Here is a 17426-nt window from a genome sequence, read left to right on the forward strand (position 1 = left end):
CTCCTCGGACTGCATGGCTGCAACAGCCAGCACGGGAGCGACAGGGCGGGCACCGAAATGCTGGCATGCCGCTACCGGATGCGCACTACTGATCCGGACTGCACAGGATGCATTGATCGCGACGAAGAAAAGGAAATTACCGAATGACTCTCATCAATCGAAAAAAATTGCTGTCCATGATCCCACTGTCTGAGCGGACGATCTTTAATTTAGAGCAACGCGGCGAGTTTCCGCGCCGCATCGCCCTCACCAGTAGGAATGTGGCCTGGGAACTCTCTGAGGTCGAGGCGTGGATCAAAAACCGAAAGGATTCCGGGCGCCAGGCAACCCGGCCTGGCTGTGCTCCGGCTTGAGTGCCCACGAATCGATCATATCCGCCCAGTCCTGCAACATGGCCGAACGCTGCTCGCGGTATTCGGCCTTGTTGTATACCGCCCTGACGCCCTTCTGCTCATGGGCCAGGCACTTCTCAATCCAATCCGTGTTGTAGCCCGCCTCGTGAAGCAACGTGCTCGCCGTTCGGCGCAGGTCGTGAGGGCCGAACTTATCGAGCTCCTTCCCATCCTTCTGGGCGGCCTTGTAGACCAGTTCGAGCACCCGGTTTAGCGTGGCCTCGCTCATGGGCTTGTCAGCATCGTAGCGCGACGGCAGGACGTATTCCGACCCACCTGCGAATGTCTTTAGGGCGATCAGGATATCGAGCGCCTGACGTGACAGAAAGACAAGGTGCGGGTTCCTCCCCTTCGTGCGCTCCTTCGGAATCGTCCAGAGCGCATCGACAAAGCTGATCTCTTCCCATCTGGCGCCGGTGAGCATCCCCTTTCTCACCATCGTCAGTAGCAGCAACTTGCAGGCCACCCGAAACTGCGGGCCGGCCGCCACCTTCTCCAAATACTCGTACATCAGGCCGATTTCCTCGGGAGACAAGGCTCGCTCTCGAGGCTCAAACCGGGCAATCGCTGTTGGCCGCACCAGGTCCGCCGGATTCTCGACTTTCTGCCCGCGCTCGTTTGCCCAGCGAAAGACCTGCATCACCACTTCGCGCGAATGCACGGCAGTGGCCGGGGCCCCCCGCTCCACGATCGCATCTGTCAGCGCCCGCAGATCCTCATGCGTGATCTCTTCGAGTTTCAGCTTCTCAAACTTGGGCTTGATCTCCCGCTCGTAGATCGAGCGCCGCATGTCCCGGGTGGATTCAGCCATCTGGTAGCCCCTCAGCCACTTCTCCGCCCAGGCGCCGAACGTCTGGGCGTCCTTGACCCGAGCCTTGTCGCGAGCCTTTTCCTTTGCGGGGGACTTTCCCGCCGCGATCATCTTTTTTGCCTCCCCCAGCCGTTCCCGCGCCTCAGCCAGCGTGATCCCGCCGGCCCCATAGCGGCCGAACGTGACTGTCTCCTGCCTACCGTGGATGGAGTAGTTGTACCGGAAAGAAACAGATCCAGCGGGAGTGACGGCGACGTAGAGGCCATCGCGATCATTGATTTTATAGAGCTTTTCCCGGGGCTTCAGATTGCGTAGCTTGGTATCGGTAAGCATGGTCGTAAGAAAATTCAGGGTTTCGATACCATGTCCAAAAACCCACTTTTTTATCTAAAATTTTCTTTTAAAAACAAACTGTTAGATGTTTTTAATACCATGCCTACCGGAGATCGGATGGTATGGTACCAAGCGGCATTCATGGCATGGACTGGAAGAATACCACCCGGCATACCAGAAAAAAACAATGCTTGTAGGCGCGACAACGTGCCAGCCGATGCCAAACCTAGAAACAGAAAAGCCCGCAATGACGCGGGCTTTCGGGGGTTTTGGTGCTTTTCGTTGCCGGAGCTTGCCAGATATCAGATCATTCCCACTCGATGGTTGCCGGCGGTTTGCCCGAGATGTCGTACACCACCCGGTTGATCCCGCGTACTTCATTGATGATCCGGTTGCTTACCTTGCCGAGCAGGCTGTGGGGTAGCTCGGCCCAGTGGGCGGTCATGAAGTCTTGCGTTTGCACGGCGCGCAGGGCCACCACGTATTCGTAGGTGCGGCCGTCGCCCATCACGCCGACGCTCTTGACCGGCAGGAACACCGCGAAGGCCTGGCTGGTCTTGTCGTACCAGTCGGCGGCGCGCAGCTCGTCGATGAAGATGGCGTCGGCGCGGCGCAGCAGGTCGGCGTAGTCTTTTTTGACCTCGCCGAGGATGCGCACACCCAGGCCCGGGCCCGGGAAAGGGTGGCGGTAGACCATCTCGTGGGGCAGGCCAAGGGCGATGCCCAGCTCGCGGACTTCGTCCTTGAACAACTCGCGCAGCGGCTCGAGAAGCTTGAGGTTAAGGGTTTCGGGCAGGCCGCCCACGTTGTGGTGGCTCTTGATGGCGTGGGCCTTGCCGGTCTTGGCGCCGGCGGATTCGATCACGTCCGGGTAGATTGTGCCCTGGGCCAGCCACTTGGCGCTGGGCAGCTTGGTCGCCTCGGCCTGGAAGACCTCGACGAACTCGCGGCCGATGATCTTGCGCTTGGCCTCCGGGTCGGACACACCCTTGAGGTGCCCCATGAACTGCTCGGTGGCATCCACGTGGATGACCTTGACGCCCAGGTTGCGGGCGAACATCTGCATGACCATCTCGCCCTCGTTGAGGCGCAGCAGGCCGTTGTCCACGAACACGCAGGTCAGCTGGTCGCCGATGGCCCGGTGCAGCAGGGCCGCAACCACCGACGAATCGACGCCGCCGGACAGGCCGAGGATCACTTCGTCGCTACCCACCTGGGCACGGACCTTCTCGATGGCCTCGTTCACGTAGTCGGGCATGTTCCAGTCGTGGTGGCAGCCGCAGATGTCGTGCACGAAGCGGGCGATCATCTCCTTACCCTTGATGGTATGGGTGACCTCCGGGTGGAACTGCACCGCGTAGAACTTGCGTGCCTCGTCGGCCATGGCGGCGATGGGGGTGGATTCGTTGGAGGCGATGACCTTGAAGCCCGGCGGAAGCTCGGTGACCTTGTCGCCGTGGCTCATCCAGACATCCAGCAGGCCGTGGCCTTCGTCGTTGGTCCGGTCCTGGATCCCGCGGAAGAGTTCGGAGTGGCCGCGGGCGCGGATCTCGGCGTAGCCGAACTCGCGCTTGCCGGAGCTCTCGACTTTGCCGCCGAGCTGGGCGGCCATGGTCTGCATGCCGTAGCAGATGCCCAGTACCGGCACCCCGATCTCGAAGACGGCCATCGGCGCCTTCCACTCCTCGCCCGCATAGACCGAGTTCGGGCCGCCGGACAGGATGATGCCCTCGGGCGCGAAGCTGCACACGAAGTCGTCGGACACGTCGAAGGGGTGGATTTCGCAGTACACCTGCTGTTCGCGCACACGGCGGGCGATGAGCTGGGTGACCTGGGAGCCGAAATCGAGGATCAGGATTTTCTTGTGCACAGTGGGTTCCACAGGGTGAAAACGTTGGTGGCGGATTATAGCCCGTGAGCCGGAGCGGCGGGATGTCCGGGCGGTAGCGCTGCAGGGCGGTCGATGCGCTTTGTTGCGGCCCGGCCGGCAATCTCCGGCCCCAGCCCCCGGGTAAATCACTACTCTTCATCCATCACCAAACCGGAACCCCGCCCATGCCCCCTCGACGGCCCCTGCCCGTCCACTTCCTGCGTACGGCCCTGCTGCTCGCCGGCATCCTGTCGATCGCAGTCAACCTGCGGGCACCGATCACCGGCCTTGCGCCGGTGCTAGCGATGATCCAGGGGAGCTTTGCCTTGAGCACCGCTCAGGCGGGCCTCCTCACCACGCTGCCGCTGTTGGCCTTCGCGCTGTTGTCGCCGGTGGCTCCGGTACTGGCGCGGCGTGTCGGGCTGGAGCGGGCCCTGTTCGCGGCGCTGGTGCTGATCGCCGGCGGCGTCGCACTCCGTTCGGCGGGGCCGGTGGGTTGCCTCTACGGCGGGACGGTGGTGATCGGTGCCGGCATCGCCATCGGCAACGTGCTGCTGCCCAGTTTGCTGACGCGCGATTTTCCGCAGCGCATCGCCGCCGTCACCAGTGCCTACACGCTGACGATGGGCCTCGCTGCCGCTGCCGCGTCGGCCACCGTGATTCCGCTGGCGACCCACCCCGGCCTAGGCTGGGAGGGCGCGCTGGCGGCGGTCATCGTGTTCCCGCTGGCGGCACTGGTGATATGGTGGCCCCAGTTGCGACCGCAGCCCGGCAGGTATTCCACCAACTCCGCCGCCTGGAGCGCAAGCGCCCGGGGCCAGCCGATCTGGCGCTCGGCCCTCGCCTGGCAGGTGACCCTGTTCATGGGCCTCAATTCCTTCATATATTACGTGATGATCGGCTGGCTGCCGTCCATCCTCACTGGCAGCGGCCGCTCGGCCGCCGAAGCCGGTTCGCTACATGGGGTGATGCAGCTCGCCTCGGCCTGCGCCGGCCTCCTGCTGGCCCCCGTCATCCACCGTCTGCAAGACCAGCGTGCGGCCGCCTTCGGCGTATCGCTGCTGCTCTCGCTCGGCCTGCTGGGGCTGCTTGCGCTGCCCGGATGGGCGGCCCTGTGGGTGACCTGTTTCGGCTTCGGCTCCGGGGCCTGCCTCATCCTCAGCCTGAGCTTCATGGGTCTGCGCACCCACGGCTCGGCGCAGGCCGCGGCCCTCTCCGGCATGGCCCAGAGCATCGGCTACCTACTGGCGGCCTGCGGCCCCCCGCTCGTCGGCCTGTTGCACGACCAGTCCCGGGGCTGGAGCCTGCCGCTGGCCCTGTGCCTGCTGCTCACGCTGGTGATCGCCTGGCTGGGTGCCCTGGCGGGGCGGAATGTCCGTGTTCCAGGTGAGGAGGTACCGGGGTGAGCGGGTGAGGTCCGCCTCCCCTTCCCTATACGGTCCAGCCGTCGTCCTCCAGCGTCCGGCGCTCGTGAGAGCCCTCGCGGAAGACCCACCCCCAGCGCATGTCGAAGCTGGCCATCGTCAGCCGCCGAGCCAGCACGCCCAGATGGACGTGGGCGGGGATGCAGGGCTTTGGCGAAGACGATCCTTATCATCACAGCTTGGAAAGCTCGAATCGCTCAGGCCCCCCGCAGGATGCTGAACTCGCGGAACAAGTGGTTCGGCAGCGGCACCTCCAGCCGCCAGTGGATGTTCATCGGCTTGCTGCCAGCGGCCTCTTCCAGCACCACCGGGCCGCAGGCGCGATAGGGCGTGCCCTTGGCCGTACGCACGAAAAGCTGAAAACGCCAGCCGTTGCTCGGGCTGTCGAGGTAGCGCCGGCCGGCGGGGGTTTCGGGGCTGGCGGCGTTCTGGGATTGCCAGTGAAAGCGCTCGGCACTGATGGCGTAGTCGTGGTAGGCGATGTGTTCATGGTAGCCCTCACGCTTGTCGAGGGTCACGAAGAGCAGCTCCACTTGACGCTCGTGCAAGGCCAGCACGCCAGCCTGGAAGGGCGTGCGCCGCTCGGCGTTGAGCCAGCCTACCGCCGTGAGGATTTCGCGGACCCCATAGGCAGCGTGGAGGCACAGGGGGCAATCCTCCAGGCCCGGAACGGCGCGCTGCCGCAAGCTGCTCTTCGATTGCAGGACTTCGCCGAGTTCAGCCAACTCGGCGAGGTGTTCGGGCTGTGCCCGCAGGCGCTCAAGGAAGCTTTCGCCGCTCCCCTTCTGGTGCGTCTGGCCATCGACCTGATAGGCCAGCATCTGTAACAAGTGACGGTCGGGCCCGGTTTGCGGCGCGTAGCTGGCCGCGGGTTCGGCCATCTTGAGCAGCAAGTCCGTGCGCGCCGGGTCATCCACGTGCAGTAAATCGCCAAAGCGGCGGCCAAAGTAGTCGTCCTCGGTGGCCGGGGGCGTCGTGAGCAGGCCGGCGTCGCGCTTCAGATTGGCCCAACCCGAGCGGCCGGTGCTGCGGTAGATGTCACCGAGCTCAATGGCCTGCTCGCGCAGAAAGCTCGCCAGCCGGATGGCGTTGTGCCCGCGCAAGGCGGCATAGGCCTGCAGCTCGGTGCGCAGGCGCCGCCAGTTCTGCTGCACCAGCTTTCGGAGGCTGCCCAGCACCTGCTCGCGGGCCTGGTGTTGCAGGTGGATGTGGCAGCCGGGAGGCAGGCTGCCGAAGCCCTTGTCCACCGCCTCCATGAGCTGTCTGCGCGACAGCCCAGTGAGCGTGGACAACAGGCGGTCGAAGCGGAATTCCTGCCGGTGACGGCCCACGAAATCGAGGATCAGGCAGCTTTCCTTGCCCTGCGCTAACCGCAGACCGCGGCCAATCTGCTGCTGGAACAGCACCGGGCTCTGGGTGGGACGGAGCAGCAGCAGGGTGTCGACCGTGGGCAGGTCGACGCCCTCGTTATAAAGGTCGCAGGTCACCAGTGCCGCGATCTCGCCCCGCGCCAGCATCTCCGGCGCCCGCCGGCGAGTGTCCTGGGGCGTATCGCCCACCACACACAGGGCTTTGATGCCGGCCCGGGTGAGGTAGGTGGTCATGAACTGGGCGTGGGCCACCGAAACACAGAACACCAGTGCCCTGCCCCGCGCCGGATCACCGGCCAGGCGCCGCCATTCATTCAGCACCAGGCGGGCGCGGATGTCGTTGCCGGTGACCAGCTTGTCGATGGCGGCCGCCTCCCCCGCCTGGGCCCAGGGCACACTCGAAAAATCGGTATCGTCGTCGCAGGCGTAATACTCGAAGGGGCACAGCAGCTGCTGGTCGAGGGCGTGCCACAGGCGCAGCTCGACGGCGGGTGAGCCGTCGGGCCGGTTGTCGAAGTAACCGAGGATGGGCTGGCCGTCGCTGCGCTCGGGGGTAGCCGTGAGGCCGAGCAGGATGCGCGGGCTGACCTGCCTGACGAACGCGTCGAAGCGTCCGGCGGCCAGGCGGTGGCACTCATCCACCACCACCATGTACCAATGGCCGGCGCCCCGCCAGGCGAGCAGCTCGCGGCTCGTCACGCTGTCGATGGTGGCAAACAGGTGGTCGAAGCTTTGCGGCTCGGTGCCACCCGTCAGCAGCGCACCGAAGGCATGATCGCGCAGCACTTCGCGATAGGTGCGTAGCGCCTGCCTCAGGATCTCCTCCCGGTGGGCCACGAACAGCAGACGCGGCTGCCCGCCCTGCTGGAGGCACAGGCGCCGGTAGTCGAAGGCGGCGACCACAGTCTTGCCCGTGCCGGTGGCGGCCACCTCCAGGTTGCGGCGGCGGTCGTGGTCGCGCTCCCGCTGCAACTGTTCCAGCATCTCCTGCTGGTAGGCCTTGGGGGCCAGATCGAAGAAGGTCGGGCGAGCGAGGAGCTCCTCCCCCGACTCGCGCCGCAGCGCCTCGCGGAGGGCGCTGCGGTGGGCTGGGTCGGCCGGGTCGTAGTATTGAAACTCGTTGTCCTCCCACAGGGTTTCGAAGTGGGCACAGGCCCGCTCGAAGAGATCGGGCTGGCCGCGCTGGGTGAACTTGGTGGTCCATTCCAGCCCGCCCATCAGTGCGGCGCCCGACAGGTTGGCGCTGCCCACGTAGGCCGAGCCGAAGCCAGTGCGGCGCCGGAACAGCCAGGCCTTGGCATGCAGTCGGGTACGCCGGCCATCCAGGGAGACGCGGATCTGGCAGCCCGGCAGGCGGGCCAGCGTGTCCAGCGCCAGGGCCTCGGTGGCGCCGGTGTAGGTGGTCGTGAGCACGCGGAGGCGGGTTCGCGGCTGGCCGTCGGCGCCCACTGCCGTGATGGCCTGGAGGATGTCGAGCAGCTTACGCACGCCCGAATGGGTGATGAAGCTGACCAGGATGTCCACCCGGTCGCAGGCCGCCAGCTCCCGGCGCAGCTCGGTGAGCAGCGCGGGCGAGCCCTTGCCAGCGGTGAACAGCCAGGGCGTCGCCAGCCCGGTGTCGGGTAGCGCTGGCGGGGGCGACTGGCGGTGGATGGCCTGGAGAATGCGGGCGGGCGCGGCGACCAGGTCGACGCCCCCGGCGCCCGGCGCCAGGCGCCGCTGGAGGCCGACGAGGAGGGAATTGACCAGCGCCAGCTGCTGGTGGAGCTTGTCGCTCCCCTCTCCGTGCAGGTCATCCAGAATCCGCGCCAGTTGGGAGACCAGCACCTCGGTGAGACGTGCCGGGGCGTCGTCGGCGTTGAGGACCTGAAGGCTGCGGCTGCTTTCATCGGTGCTGCAGGCAACGAGTTCGTCGAGGGAGTGGGTGAGGAGCTGGTCGTAAAGGCCATCGGGCAAGGCCATGTGTCGTCTCCTGTCGGGAGGGGAATGACGGGCGATTTTATAGGACCGCCCCTGCGGCCGAGCACCTTCGGGCACCGGACGACCTTTCCCACTGCCCATGTTCAGACGGACATCAGATTGACGAACTTGACGAGTTGTCGCAAAGTATCCCTCATGGAACGCTGGACAGGAGAATGACCATGACAGCAAAAACGCTTAAAGCACCGGAGCGACAAACCGATTTCAGCACCGTCCTCATCGATCTATTCGAGGGCCGCAGCAAGAAGCCTCCGATTGAAGCTGCCCGGCAATTTTCAAAAGCCCTTGATGATCACTTTGTAAACCTGATCATCCAAACACTCGAACAAGGGGCGGATGAAAGAGCAAAGGTCGTAGCCGCAAAAGTGCTTGAATTGACTTCGGAGCGAAAGGCCGGAGGGGGTGTGGCGCAAGCTGTTGAAGATGGGGTTCGATTCAAAAGCAGCACGCTGTCTCAACCCGAAATGCTGTCTTCCACAGAGGGTGCTGCGCGGGCTGGAATGACCCGACAAGCACTCGATGACCGCCGAAAGAACCGAACAGCTCTGGGCCTTTCAGGAAATCGACGCGGCTACAAATATCCAGATTGGCAATTTGAGGATTTGGTGTTCGGCGCCATCGGAGACGTCATGGCTGCCTTGGCCTCCCGTGATGAATGGGGCTGCTACTTGTTTTTCACCCAACCGGAACCGATGCTTGGAGGGCTGACTCCGCTAGCAGCACTAAGACTGGAGCGGCAAGCAGACGTCCTTAGTGTGGCAACAGCGATTGAAGAAGCGTAATCCATGCCAACGCCTCCGCACCTGCCAAAAACCCTGCCCACCGAAATTTTGACGGAGGCAGGTTTTTTCCGCATCGCCAAAAGAAATTATTCGACAAGCGAACCCTCCTTCAGAAATGCGAAGGTTTATCGCTTCGACGCCCCATCAGGCGAATTCGGAACCTTATATTGCGCAAGAGACTTTAAAACCTGTTTTCTTGAAACCGTCATCAGAGACCAGCCCGGCTTGAATTTGAGCCTGGCTGATTTCAAGCAGCGATGTGCTTTGTTTTTGCTGATCGACACCCAAAAATTGAAACTCGTCCCCGTGCACGGCGACGCAGCAACCCGCATGCGCTTGGATTCAGCTCATTTGCTCGGAGCCGACTACAGCTATACGCAAGCACTATCGAAAGCCATCCACGATCACGCAGACCAGGCTCATGGAATCGTTTATCGGTCCCGGTTCGACAGCAGCCAAATGGCGCTGGTCCTGTTTGATCGGGCCAAACCTTTTGCTCGGCTTTTCCCAAACAGCCAACCGGTCAGTTTTGAAGACGCCCCCGAACTAACCGATGCAGTTCGGTCAACAGTTCCGTTTGCGCTGATCTAGGGCTCACTCGTCGCCCAATCCCCAGCACCCCATCGGCAAGCAGATCGCCGCCATCGGGCTGATCTACAACCTGACCGTCGTTACCCGCAACACCGCCGGCTTCGCACAAAATCGGCGTCCGTCTGCTGAATCCCTTTACCTGAGCCTGCTCGCGGGCGACGCTCCCCCGCGGCCCATGCGACAATTGCGCCCGCAGCCCGGCGCCGGGCTGCTTTCCATTCAGAGCCAGAACACCGCAGGGCCCGCCACTTGAAACCGCAAAAGCAGCCGAAACAAGACATTCAGGGTGATCCGTTCGCCGGCCACACCCCGATGATGGTCCAATATTTACGCATCAAGCAGGACCACCCCGACACCCTCCTCTTCTACCGCATGGGCGACTTCTACGAGCTGTTCTTCGAGGACGCCGAGAAGGCCGCGCGGCTGATGGACATCACGCTCACCACCCGCGGTTCGTCCGCCGGCCAGCCGATCAAGATGGCCGGGGTGCCCCACCATGCGGTCGAGCAATACTTGGCGCGGCTGGTCAAGCTGGGCGAATCCGTGGTGATCGCCGAGCAGGTGGGCGACCCGGGCGCCACCAAGGGGCCGATGGAGCGCGCGGTGGCGCGCATCGTGACGCCGGGCACCCTCACCGACGCGGCGCTGCTCGACGACAAGGCCGATGCGCCGCTGCTGGCGCTCAACCTGCACCGGGGCGTGCTGGGCCTGGCCTGGCTCAACCTCGCCAATGGCGACTTCCGGGTGCTCGAATGCGATGCGCCGCAGCTCGCCGCCCAGTTCGAGCGCCTGCGCCCGGCCGAGGTGCTGATCCCCGACGGCCTGCGCCTGCCGCTGCTGGAGCAGCTCGCCCCCAGCCTGCGCCGGCTGGCCGACTGGCAGTTCGACGCCGAGACCGCCCGGCGCCTGCTCACCGCCCACTTCGGCACCCGCGACCTGGCCGGCTTCGGCGCCGACGAGATGCCGGTGGCCCTGGCCGCCGCCGCGGCCCTGTTCGACTACGCCCGCGCCACCCAGCGCCAGGCCCTGGCCCACATCACCGCCCTCACCGCCGAGCGCGACAGCGCCTATCTGCGCCTCGACGCCGCCACCCGCCGCAACCTCGAGATCACCGAGACCCTGCGCGGCGAGGCGGCGCCCACGCTGCTCTCCTTGCTCGACAGCTGCGCCACCAGCATGGGCTCGCGCTGGCTGCGCCACGCCCTGCACCACCCCCTGCGCGACCGCGCCGCCGCGGCTCACCGTCACACGGCCGTCGGCGAGCTGGGCGAGGGCCCGGTCGAGCCGGCGCGGCGGGTGCTGCGCGGGGTGTCGGACGTGGAGCGCATCACCGCCCGGGTGGCGCTGAGAAGCGCCCGCCCGCGGGATCTTTCCGCGCTGCGCGACAGCCTGGCGCGCCTGGCCGAGCTGCGCGCCGCCCTGGGCGCGCCCCAGGCGCCGCTGCTGCAGCGGATGCTCGACGAGCTCGCCACGCCCGACGAGGCGCTGGCGCTGCTGACCCGCGCCATCGCCCCCGAGCCGTCGACGGTGCTGCGTGACGGCAGCGTGATCGCCGAAGGCTTCGACGCCGACCTCGACGAGCTGCGCGGCATCCAGACCAACTGCGGCGCGTTTTTGCTGGAGCTCGAAGCCCGCGAGCGGGAGCGCACCGGCATCGCCAACCTGAAGGTCGAATTCAACCGGGTGCATGGCTTCTACATCGAGATCTCGGCCGCCAACGCCGCCAAGGGCGAGCTGCCCGACGACTACCGCCGCCGCCAGACCCTGAAGAACGCCGAGCGCTTCATCACACCGGAGCTGAAGGCCTTCGAAGACAAGGCCCTGTCGGCCCAGGAGCGCGCGCTGGCCCGCGAGAAGCTGCTGTATGAGGGCGTGCTCGACCAGCTTGCCGCCGATATCCCGCGCTTCCAGCGCATCGCCCGGGCCTGCGCGCTGCTCGACGGGCTGGCGGCTTTCGCCGAGGCTGCGGCCCGGTATAACTATGCGATGCCGGTGTTCAGCGACCAGCCGGGCATCGAGATCGTGGCCGGCCGCCACCCGGTGGTCGAGCGGCAAGTAGAAAACTTCATCGCCAACGACTGCCGCCTCGACCCGACCCGCCGCATGCTGCTCATCACCGGCCCCAACATGGGCGGTAAATCGACCACCATGCGCCAGGTGGCGCTGATCGTGCTGCTGGCCCACGTGGGCTGCTTCGTGCCAGCCGCCAGCGCGCGGATCGGGCCGGTGGACGCCATCTTCACCCGCATCGGCGCTTCCGACGACCTGGCCTCGGGCCGCTCCACCTTCATGGTCGAGATGACCGAGGCAGCCGCCATCCTGCATGGCGCCACCGATCAGAGCCTGGTGCTGATGGACGAGATCGGCCGCGGCACCTCCACCTTCGACGGCGTCGCGCTGGCGGTGGCGATCGCCCGCCACCTGCTCGACAAGAACCGCTGCTGGACACTGTTCGCCACCCATTACTTCGAGCTCACCCGCCTCGCCCACGACTACCCGGAGTGCGCCAACGTGCACCTCGATGCCGTCGAGCACAACCACGGCATCGTGTTTCTGCACGCGCTGGAAGAAGGCCCGGCCAGCCAGAGCTATGGGATCGAGGTGGCCGCGCTGGCGGGCATCCCGGGTGCGGTGGTGCGCGACGCCAAGCGCCGCCTGCGCGCGCTGGAGAACCGCGAGATCGACGCCGGCCCCCAGGCCGACCTGTTCGCCAGCCTGCCTGCCGACGAGCCCGCGCCGCCGGGCCACCCGGTGCTGGGTGCCCTGGCCGGGATGGATCCGGATGCCCTGACGCCCCGGGAGGCCCTGGAGGCCCTTTACGAACTCAGACGACTTGCCGCCACATGACGGGATCACTGTCCCCTGGCGCTGCCGCTCCCGGGGTACGATCCATCATGGAAGCGTCGGGAAGGGAAGGCTGATGCTGGGATGAAGGAGGACGATGGCTATTTGACGCGCATCCGCTCGGTAACGCTCTCGAGGGCCTTGCGAACGCTCTCCGCGGCCGAATCGACACCGCCAACAGCGGCGGCTTCCTGAACCACATGGTAATGAAGCACCAGAAGTCCCCGCAACTTTTCCCAGGCAATGGGATTGTCATCCTTGCACAGGCTGCTGTCGCCGCGGAGCACGGCTTCCGCGACGCCAGGCTCGAGCATATGGATGCCGCACAGCTGGGCAAGACGGGCGATTTCCATATCGATGGAGGTCAGCTCCTGATCGAAATTTTCAAAGGTGGCCATGGCGACTTCCGATTGGTTCTGAAAAGATTTTGCATCGCAACATAGAATACACGAGCCTGCTTTGGTGCCAAACATGAATATTCCCATCGACATCAGTGAACAATCCGGCATCCGTTACCTGCATTTTGGTAGCGATTGGGTCCAGGGGGCCATGCGCTTGCGCAAGCCTCACGCCCTGGAGCTGGCTTACACCCGGGACATGATGGCTGGACTGCTGTTTCGCCCCGAGCCCTGGCCAGAGCGGGTGCTCATGATCGGCCTTGGGGCAGGCTCCCTGGCCCGTTTCATCCATCATCACCTGCCCCAGACCCGTTGTACTGTGGTGGAGATTGCGCCGGAAGTCCATGGGGTAGCCCGGCAGTACTTCCGCCTGCCCGACGAGGACGAGCGTTTCGAAGTGAACATCGATGACGGCGCCCGCTTCGTGCTGAGCGACGGCCGTCAGTGGGATCTGATCGCAGTCGATGGGTTTGATCAAAATGCCCGTGCGGGGGATCTCGCCACCCAGCCCTTCTACGAAGCCTGTCGGGCCCGTCTGGCGCCAGGAGGGCTCTTGAGCGTCAATCTGTTTGGCCAGTTGCGGGGCTTCAAAACCCAGCTGACCCGCCTGCGCAAGGTCTTTGCCGGGCAGGTGGTGGCCCTGCCCGAGTGCGACAGTGGAAACGTGGTGGCCCTTGCCACGGCCGGCGTTCCCCAGGTCCATGCCCTGATCGATCTCCACCAGCGGGCCGTGGCACTCAAGGCTGCAACCGGTCTTGACCTGCGCCCCACCCTTCGCCAGCTCGGCAAGGCCGGGCCCCATGGGAACGGGGTCATCCACTTGTGATCGCACAAGTGCAGTCATGGCAGCGTTCCCTGCGGGCGCTGCTTTGACCGGCACAGGGAACACCCCGGCCCGCACCCTCCTTCCCCGGCCTGAAGGCCGGTCTGTTCCTTACCTTACGGCTCTGGACGGGCCGGCAGGAAAGCGGCTCGAGTGAGCCTCGTCCATCAGGCTGCCGGCGCAGGTTCCGGCGCCAGCCACAGGCAGTGGCCCTTGTTGGCTTTGGCAATTTCGGCCAGCATCTTGTTGTGGCCTTCAATTTCGTCGCTCGTCGCCCGCAGCACCTTCAGGGGCGGGCGCTCCATGGGCAGGCTGCCAGCGTGCTCGTCCGCATGGCTCGGTACGGGCTCATCCAGGGCCATGATCAGGCTTTCCTGGCCGCGGGTCATGGCCAGGTACACATCCGCCAGCAGCTCCGCATCCAGCAACGCACCGTGGAGGGTCCGGTGGGTGTTGTCGATGTCGTAGAAGGAACACAGGGCGTTCAGGGAAGCCTTTTTGCCCGGGTTCTGCTCCTTGGCCAGCTTCAGGGTGTCGATCACGCTGGGGCAGATGGCCGTCAACACCGGCTTGCCCAGCAGACCCAGCTCGTTGTTCAGGAAGCCCACATCGAAAGGGGCGTTGTGGATCACCAGTTCGCTGCCGGCGACGAACGCGCAGAATTCATCAGCGACATCCTTGAACAGGGGCTTGTCCGCCAGAAACTCCAGGGTGATGCCATGCACCGCCACGGCACCAGCGTCGATTTCCCGCTGGGGATTCACATAGACGTGGTAATGCCGACCGGTCAGCTTGCGGTCTATGACTTCAACACCTGCAATTTCAATCAGCCGATCACCGGTCTTCCAGTCCAGGCCGGTGGTTTCCGTATCCAGAACAATCTGTCTCATGCCTCGTTTTCTCCTGCGTCCACTGACCTGCCCGCCTTGCGTACGGCGTCAACTCCCTGGCGGGCCAGAGCATCGGCACGCTCGTTCTCCGTGTGACCCGCATGGCCGCGCACCCACAACCACTTGATCTGATGCAGGCTGGCGGCCGCATCCAGGGCCCGCCACAGGTCTTCGTTCTTGACCGGCGCCTTGGAGGCGGTTTTCCAGCCTCTGGCCTTCCAGCCGTGGATCCATTCGGAAATACCCTTCTGGACGTACTGGGAGTCGGTATGAACCCGCGCTGTTACCGGCCGCTTGAGGGCCTCCAGGGCACGGATCACCGCCAATAGTTCCATCCGGTTGTTGGTGGTGGCTGGCTCGCCACCCCACAGTTCCTTTTCGTGGGGGCCAGAGCGCAGGATTGCCCCCCAGCCGCCCGGCCCCGGGTTGCCTGAACAAGCCCCGTCCGTGTAAATGTCAATCTCGTCCAAAATCGCTCTCTGATGTGTTTTTGCGGGAACAGTCCCGGTCTGGCCCTCCAGACTTCTGGACCAGGGGGGCCAAGGCCCGCGCGCCGGCCTTCCGTTCCCATTTGGGCATGATCAGGCGCATCCCATGCGCCCGCTTGATGGCATGAATGATGTAGACCCCGCCCGCAATCGGCCACCATCGCTCTCCCGCCCGGTTGACCAGGGCCAGGCGGTCTATCCATTGCTGCTGCTCCACCGCCGGGATGAAGCAGCCGGATGTCTGGGCATGGGTTTCGAAACTGAGCAGGGTCAGCCAGTCCTTCAGCCGTCTCTGGGACAGATACTGCCCGTGCCAGGGATACACTCCGCTCCTGCCGGCCAGCAAACGCCGCAGACCGAACAGACTGAAAGGATTGAAGCCGCTGATCACCACGCTCCCCTCCGGCACCAGCACGCGCTCAACCTCCCTGAGTACCTGATGAGGATTGGAAGCAAACTCCAGCACATGGGGGAGAACCACCAGATCCAGGCTGCTGGCAGCAAAGGGCAGCGCGTCCTGGCTGGCTTGCACCTGAACGGCACCGGCACCCGCCCGAAACCGCAGAGGCATCCGGTTAGCCTTGAGGAAGTCGGCCTCGGGAATCCCCAGCTGGACCGCGTTATACCCGAAGATGTCACTCACCCGTTCGTCCATGCGCGCCTGCTCCCAGTCCAGCACGTGCCGTCCCAAGGGCGTGCCGAGCCAGGCATGGAGGCCGGGAAAGGATTCGAGGGGGGGCATCGGATACGTGGGGCAGCCAAAGGATTACAACGGATGGATTCAGATTGTACATGTGCGACTTGGCAGAATCCCTGCAAAGACAAGGCTTAACTCAAACTCAGCACAGACCAAGGCAAGACACCCGTTTTTCCCCGCAGGGCATCTCCTGGTTCGACGAGGCCCGGAACGCGGTAAAGCTTGAGGTGTTACGATTCACGACATGCGCGCAAAGTCAGGCACGGGCCCGGATGGGCAGGATCAGGCCCCCTCAAAAGCTGCTCGGTCACACCACCCCGGAGATGACAAAGCGGTATACAAGAAAATATCGCGTTCCTGTTGTTCGTGGCCCGAGTTTTAGAGAGTCTAAAACTGACGGATCCGAACCCCAGCAAATACGTCCCTTTCGAGGCTTTAGATAAATGCAGATCATCCCTCTTCCCGCATTTCACGATAACTATATCTGGCTGCTCCGCAACGACACCCACGCCGTCGTGGTGGATCCGGGCGATGCCTCACCGGTCATTGCCTTCCTGGAGGATCACGGGCTCAGTCTGGCAGCCATTCTGGTCACCCACCACCACCCGGATCACACCCGAGGGGTGCCAGCCCTGCTTACCCGGTATTCCGTTCCGGTTTTTGGTCCGGCCCTGGAGGAGATCGCCGGCGTCAGCCATCCGGTCAGCCAGGGTGATCAGGTGCGCTTGCCCGGACTTGATGTCACCTTAGAGGTCATGGATGTGCCCGGCCATACCGCGGGGCACGTGGCCTACCATGGAGAGGGGGCGCTGTTTTGCGGGGACACCCTGTTTGCTGCCGGGTGCGGACGCCTCTTCGAAGGCACCCCGGCCCAGATGTTCGACTCCCTGAGTCGTCTGACAGCGCTGCCCGAGGCAACCCTGACCTATTGCACCCACGAATACACTCTGTCCAATCTGGCGTTTGCCCAGGCTGTCGAACCGGACAACCCCCACATCGCCCGACGCATCACCGAATGTGGGATCCTGCGGGCTAAGGGGCTTCCCACCATCCCGTTTCCGCTGGGCGGAGAACTGCTGACCAATCCCTTCCTGCGGGTCACGCAATTGGCCGTGATCCGTCAGGCCGAACTCCACGCAGCGTGTGCCCTGGAATCCCCGGTCGCCGTGTTTGCGGCCCTGCGGGAATGGAAGAACCACTTCTGAACGTGTGAGACGTTAATGAAGCGCCCCCGCCGCAATCCGGTTGCGGCCGGATTGCTTGGCTTGGTAAAGGGCTTCGTCGGCGGAGCGGAGCAGGTTGGGTGACAGAGGGCTACCCCGCTCGGGCACCACGGTAGCCACCCCGATACTAATCGTGACAACCGGTGCGGCCGGGGAGAAACGGTGGGTGATCCTCAGCCCCTCGACCTCCGCACGCATCCCTTCAGCCACCTGCAGGGCCCCGGTGATGTCCGTATCGGGCAGGATCACCGCAAACTCCTCTCCCCCATAGCGGGCCACCACATCGGCAGGACGGCGCAGGACTCCGGACAACACCCGGGCCACGGCCTTGAGGCACTCGTCACCGACCTGGTGCCCATAGCCATCGTTGAACTGCTTGAAGTAATCCACGTCGCAGAACAGCACGGCAAGAGGTTTCCCCTGACGTCCGGCCCGCCGCCACTCCAGTCGGAGGGTCTCATCGAACTGGCGCCGGTTGGGGATGGCCGTCAGACCGTCCAGGGACGACAG

General features: G+C 64.5%; 15 protein-coding genes. 7 read left to right on the forward strand and 8 right to left on the reverse strand.

What is annotated here, in order from left to right; translation table 11 throughout:
* Positions 1 to 143: 143 nt before the first annotated feature.
* Positions 144 to 353, forward strand: coding sequence for an AlpA family phage regulatory protein (locus PHD22_RS12300; protein ID WP_299867131.1), 210 nt, complete (start codon positions 144 to 146; stop codon positions 351 to 353).
* Here PHD22_RS12300 and PHD22_RS12305 read toward each other — a convergent pair.
* The gene (locus tag PHD22_RS12305; protein WP_299867134.1) at positions 295 to 1536 is read right to left on the reverse strand and encodes a site-specific integrase; all 1242 of its coding nucleotides are present in this window, start codon (positions 1534 to 1536) and stop codon (positions 295 to 297) included. The genes PHD22_RS12300 and PHD22_RS12305 overlap by 59 nt on opposite strands.
* Before the next feature lie 307 nt (positions 1537 to 1843).
* Positions 1844 to 3418: a glutamine-hydrolyzing GMP synthase gene (guaA, locus tag PHD22_RS12310; protein WP_366520734.1), complete on the reverse strand. Its 1575-nt coding sequence runs from the start codon at positions 3416 to 3418 to the stop codon at positions 1844 to 1846.
* Between the two features lie 173 nt (positions 3419 to 3591).
* Here guaA and PHD22_RS12315 point away from each other — a divergent pair, with 173 nt between their 5' ends.
* Entirely contained in the window at positions 3592 to 4812 is a 1221-nt protein-coding gene (locus PHD22_RS12315; protein WP_299867140.1) for an MFS transporter, read from the forward strand.
* A 215-nt stretch (positions 4813 to 5027) separates the two neighbouring features.
* On the opposite strand, the gene PHD22_RS12320 is transcribed toward PHD22_RS12315, so the two are convergent.
* Positions 5028 to 8162: a DUF3427 domain-containing protein gene (locus PHD22_RS12320; protein ID WP_299867143.1), complete on the reverse strand. Its 3135-nt coding sequence runs from the start codon at positions 8160 to 8162 to the stop codon at positions 5028 to 5030.
* A gap of 179 nt (positions 8163 to 8341) precedes the next feature.
* On the opposite strand from PHD22_RS12320, the gene PHD22_RS12325 reads away from it, so the two are divergent.
* The 3 genes from PHD22_RS12325 (at position 8342) to mutS (ending at position 12400) form a co-directional block, all read left to right on the forward strand.
* Positions 8342 to 8962, forward strand: a complete 621-nt coding sequence (locus PHD22_RS12325; RefSeq protein WP_299867146.1) for a hypothetical protein — start codon at positions 8342 to 8344, stop codon at positions 8960 to 8962.
* 3 nt (positions 8963 to 8965) lie between these two features.
* Entirely contained in the window at positions 8966 to 9553 is a 588-nt protein-coding gene (locus tag PHD22_RS12330) for an RES family NAD+ phosphorylase (protein WP_299867149.1), read from the forward strand.
* 312 nt (positions 9554 to 9865) lie between these two features.
* On the forward strand, positions 9866 to 12400 hold the full coding sequence (gene mutS / locus PHD22_RS12335) for a DNA mismatch repair protein MutS (protein ID WP_299867173.1): 2535 nt from the start codon (positions 9866 to 9868) through the stop codon (positions 12398 to 12400).
* Between the two features lie 98 nt (positions 12401 to 12498).
* Here the strand turns inward: mutS and PHD22_RS12340 are convergent, their stop codons facing one another.
* A complete protein-coding gene (locus PHD22_RS12340; RefSeq protein WP_299867152.1) occupies positions 12499 to 12795 on the reverse strand; it encodes a hypothetical protein in 297 nt (98 codons plus the stop codon).
* Positions 12796 to 12868: 73 nt separating this feature from the next.
* Here PHD22_RS12340 and PHD22_RS12345 point away from each other — a divergent pair, with 73 nt between their 5' ends.
* Positions 12869 to 13621 carry a fused MFS/spermidine synthase gene (locus PHD22_RS12345; RefSeq protein WP_299867155.1) on the forward strand — a complete coding sequence of 251 codons (753 nt, stop codon included), beginning with the start codon at positions 12869 to 12871 and terminating at the stop codon, positions 13619 to 13621.
* Between the two features lie 164 nt (positions 13622 to 13785).
* Here the strand turns inward: PHD22_RS12345 and dnaQ are convergent, their stop codons facing one another.
* Genes dnaQ through PHD22_RS12360 form a run of 3 tightly spaced genes read right to left on the reverse strand, consistent with a single transcriptional unit; the run spans position 13786 to position 15738 of the window.
* The gene (dnaQ, locus tag PHD22_RS12350) at positions 13786 to 14508 is read right to left on the reverse strand and encodes a DNA polymerase III subunit epsilon (protein WP_299867157.1); all 723 of its coding nucleotides are present in this window, start codon (positions 14506 to 14508) and stop codon (positions 13786 to 13788) included.
* Positions 14505 to 14978: a ribonuclease HI gene (gene rnhA, locus PHD22_RS12355; protein ID WP_299867161.1), complete on the reverse strand. Its 474-nt coding sequence runs from the start codon at positions 14976 to 14978 to the stop codon at positions 14505 to 14507. Before rnhA ends, dnaQ begins: the two co-directional genes overlap by 4 nt.
* A complete protein-coding gene (locus PHD22_RS12360; RefSeq protein WP_299867164.1) occupies positions 14965 to 15738 on the reverse strand; it encodes a methyltransferase domain-containing protein in 774 nt (257 codons plus the stop codon). The genes rnhA and PHD22_RS12360 overlap by 14 nt, the downstream gene beginning before the upstream one ends.
* Positions 15739 to 16136: 398 nt before the next feature.
* Here PHD22_RS12360 and gloB point away from each other — a divergent pair, with 398 nt between their 5' ends.
* Entirely contained in the window at positions 16137 to 16898 is a 762-nt protein-coding gene (gloB, locus tag PHD22_RS12365) for a hydroxyacylglutathione hydrolase (RefSeq protein WP_299867167.1), read from the forward strand.
* 12 nt (positions 16899 to 16910) lie between these two features.
* On the opposite strand, the gene PHD22_RS12370 is transcribed toward gloB, so the two are convergent.
* Positions 16911 to 17426, reverse strand: a 516-nt coding sequence (locus PHD22_RS12370; RefSeq protein WP_299867170.1) for a diguanylate cyclase, incomplete at its 5' end; no start/stop codon positions are given.

This window comes from Zoogloea sp. (assembly GCF_028693495.1).
In the GTDB taxonomy this organism is placed as follows: Bacteria; Pseudomonadota; Gammaproteobacteria; order Burkholderiales; family Rhodocyclaceae; genus Zoogloea.

Excerpts from the sequence above, each read along its gene's own strand:
- dnaQ (WP_299867157.1), bottom strand. The coding sequence starts at position 14,508 with ATGAGACAGATTGTTCTGGATACGGAAACCACCGGCCTGGACTGGAAG.
- PHD22_RS12300 (WP_299867131.1), top strand. The coding sequence starts at position 144 with ATGACTCTCATCAATCGAAAAAAATTGCTGTCCATGATCCCACTGTCT.
- mutS (WP_299867173.1), top strand. The coding sequence starts at position 9,866 with ATGATGGTCCAATATTTACGCATCAAGCAGGACCACCCCGACACCCTC.
- PHD22_RS12325 (WP_299867146.1), top strand. The coding sequence starts at position 8,342 with ATGACAGCAAAAACGCTTAAAGCACCGGAGCGACAAACCGATTTCAGC.
- PHD22_RS12320 (WP_299867143.1), bottom strand. The coding sequence starts at position 8,162 with ATGGCCTTGCCCGATGGCCTTTACGACCAGCTCCTCACCCACTCCCTC.
- PHD22_RS12305 (WP_299867134.1), bottom strand. The coding sequence starts at position 1,536 with ATGCTTACCGATACCAAGCTACGCAATCTGAAGCCCCGGGAAAAGCTC.
- PHD22_RS12360 (WP_299867164.1), bottom strand. The coding sequence starts at position 15,738 with ATGCCCCCCCTCGAATCCTTTCCCGGCCTCCATGCCTGGCTCGGCACG.
- PHD22_RS12330 (WP_299867149.1), top strand. The coding sequence starts at position 8,966 with ATGCCAACGCCTCCGCACCTGCCAAAAACCCTGCCCACCGAAATTTTG.
- PHD22_RS12340 (WP_299867152.1), bottom strand. The coding sequence starts at position 12,795 with ATGGCCACCTTTGAAAATTTCGATCAGGAGCTGACCTCCATCGATATG.
- gloB (WP_299867167.1), top strand. The coding sequence starts at position 16,137 with ATGCAGATCATCCCTCTTCCCGCATTTCACGATAACTATATCTGGCTG.
- PHD22_RS12345 (WP_299867155.1), top strand. The coding sequence starts at position 12,869 with ATGAATATTCCCATCGACATCAGTGAACAATCCGGCATCCGTTACCTG.
- PHD22_RS12315 (WP_299867140.1), top strand. The coding sequence starts at position 3,592 with ATGCCCCCTCGACGGCCCCTGCCCGTCCACTTCCTGCGTACGGCCCTG.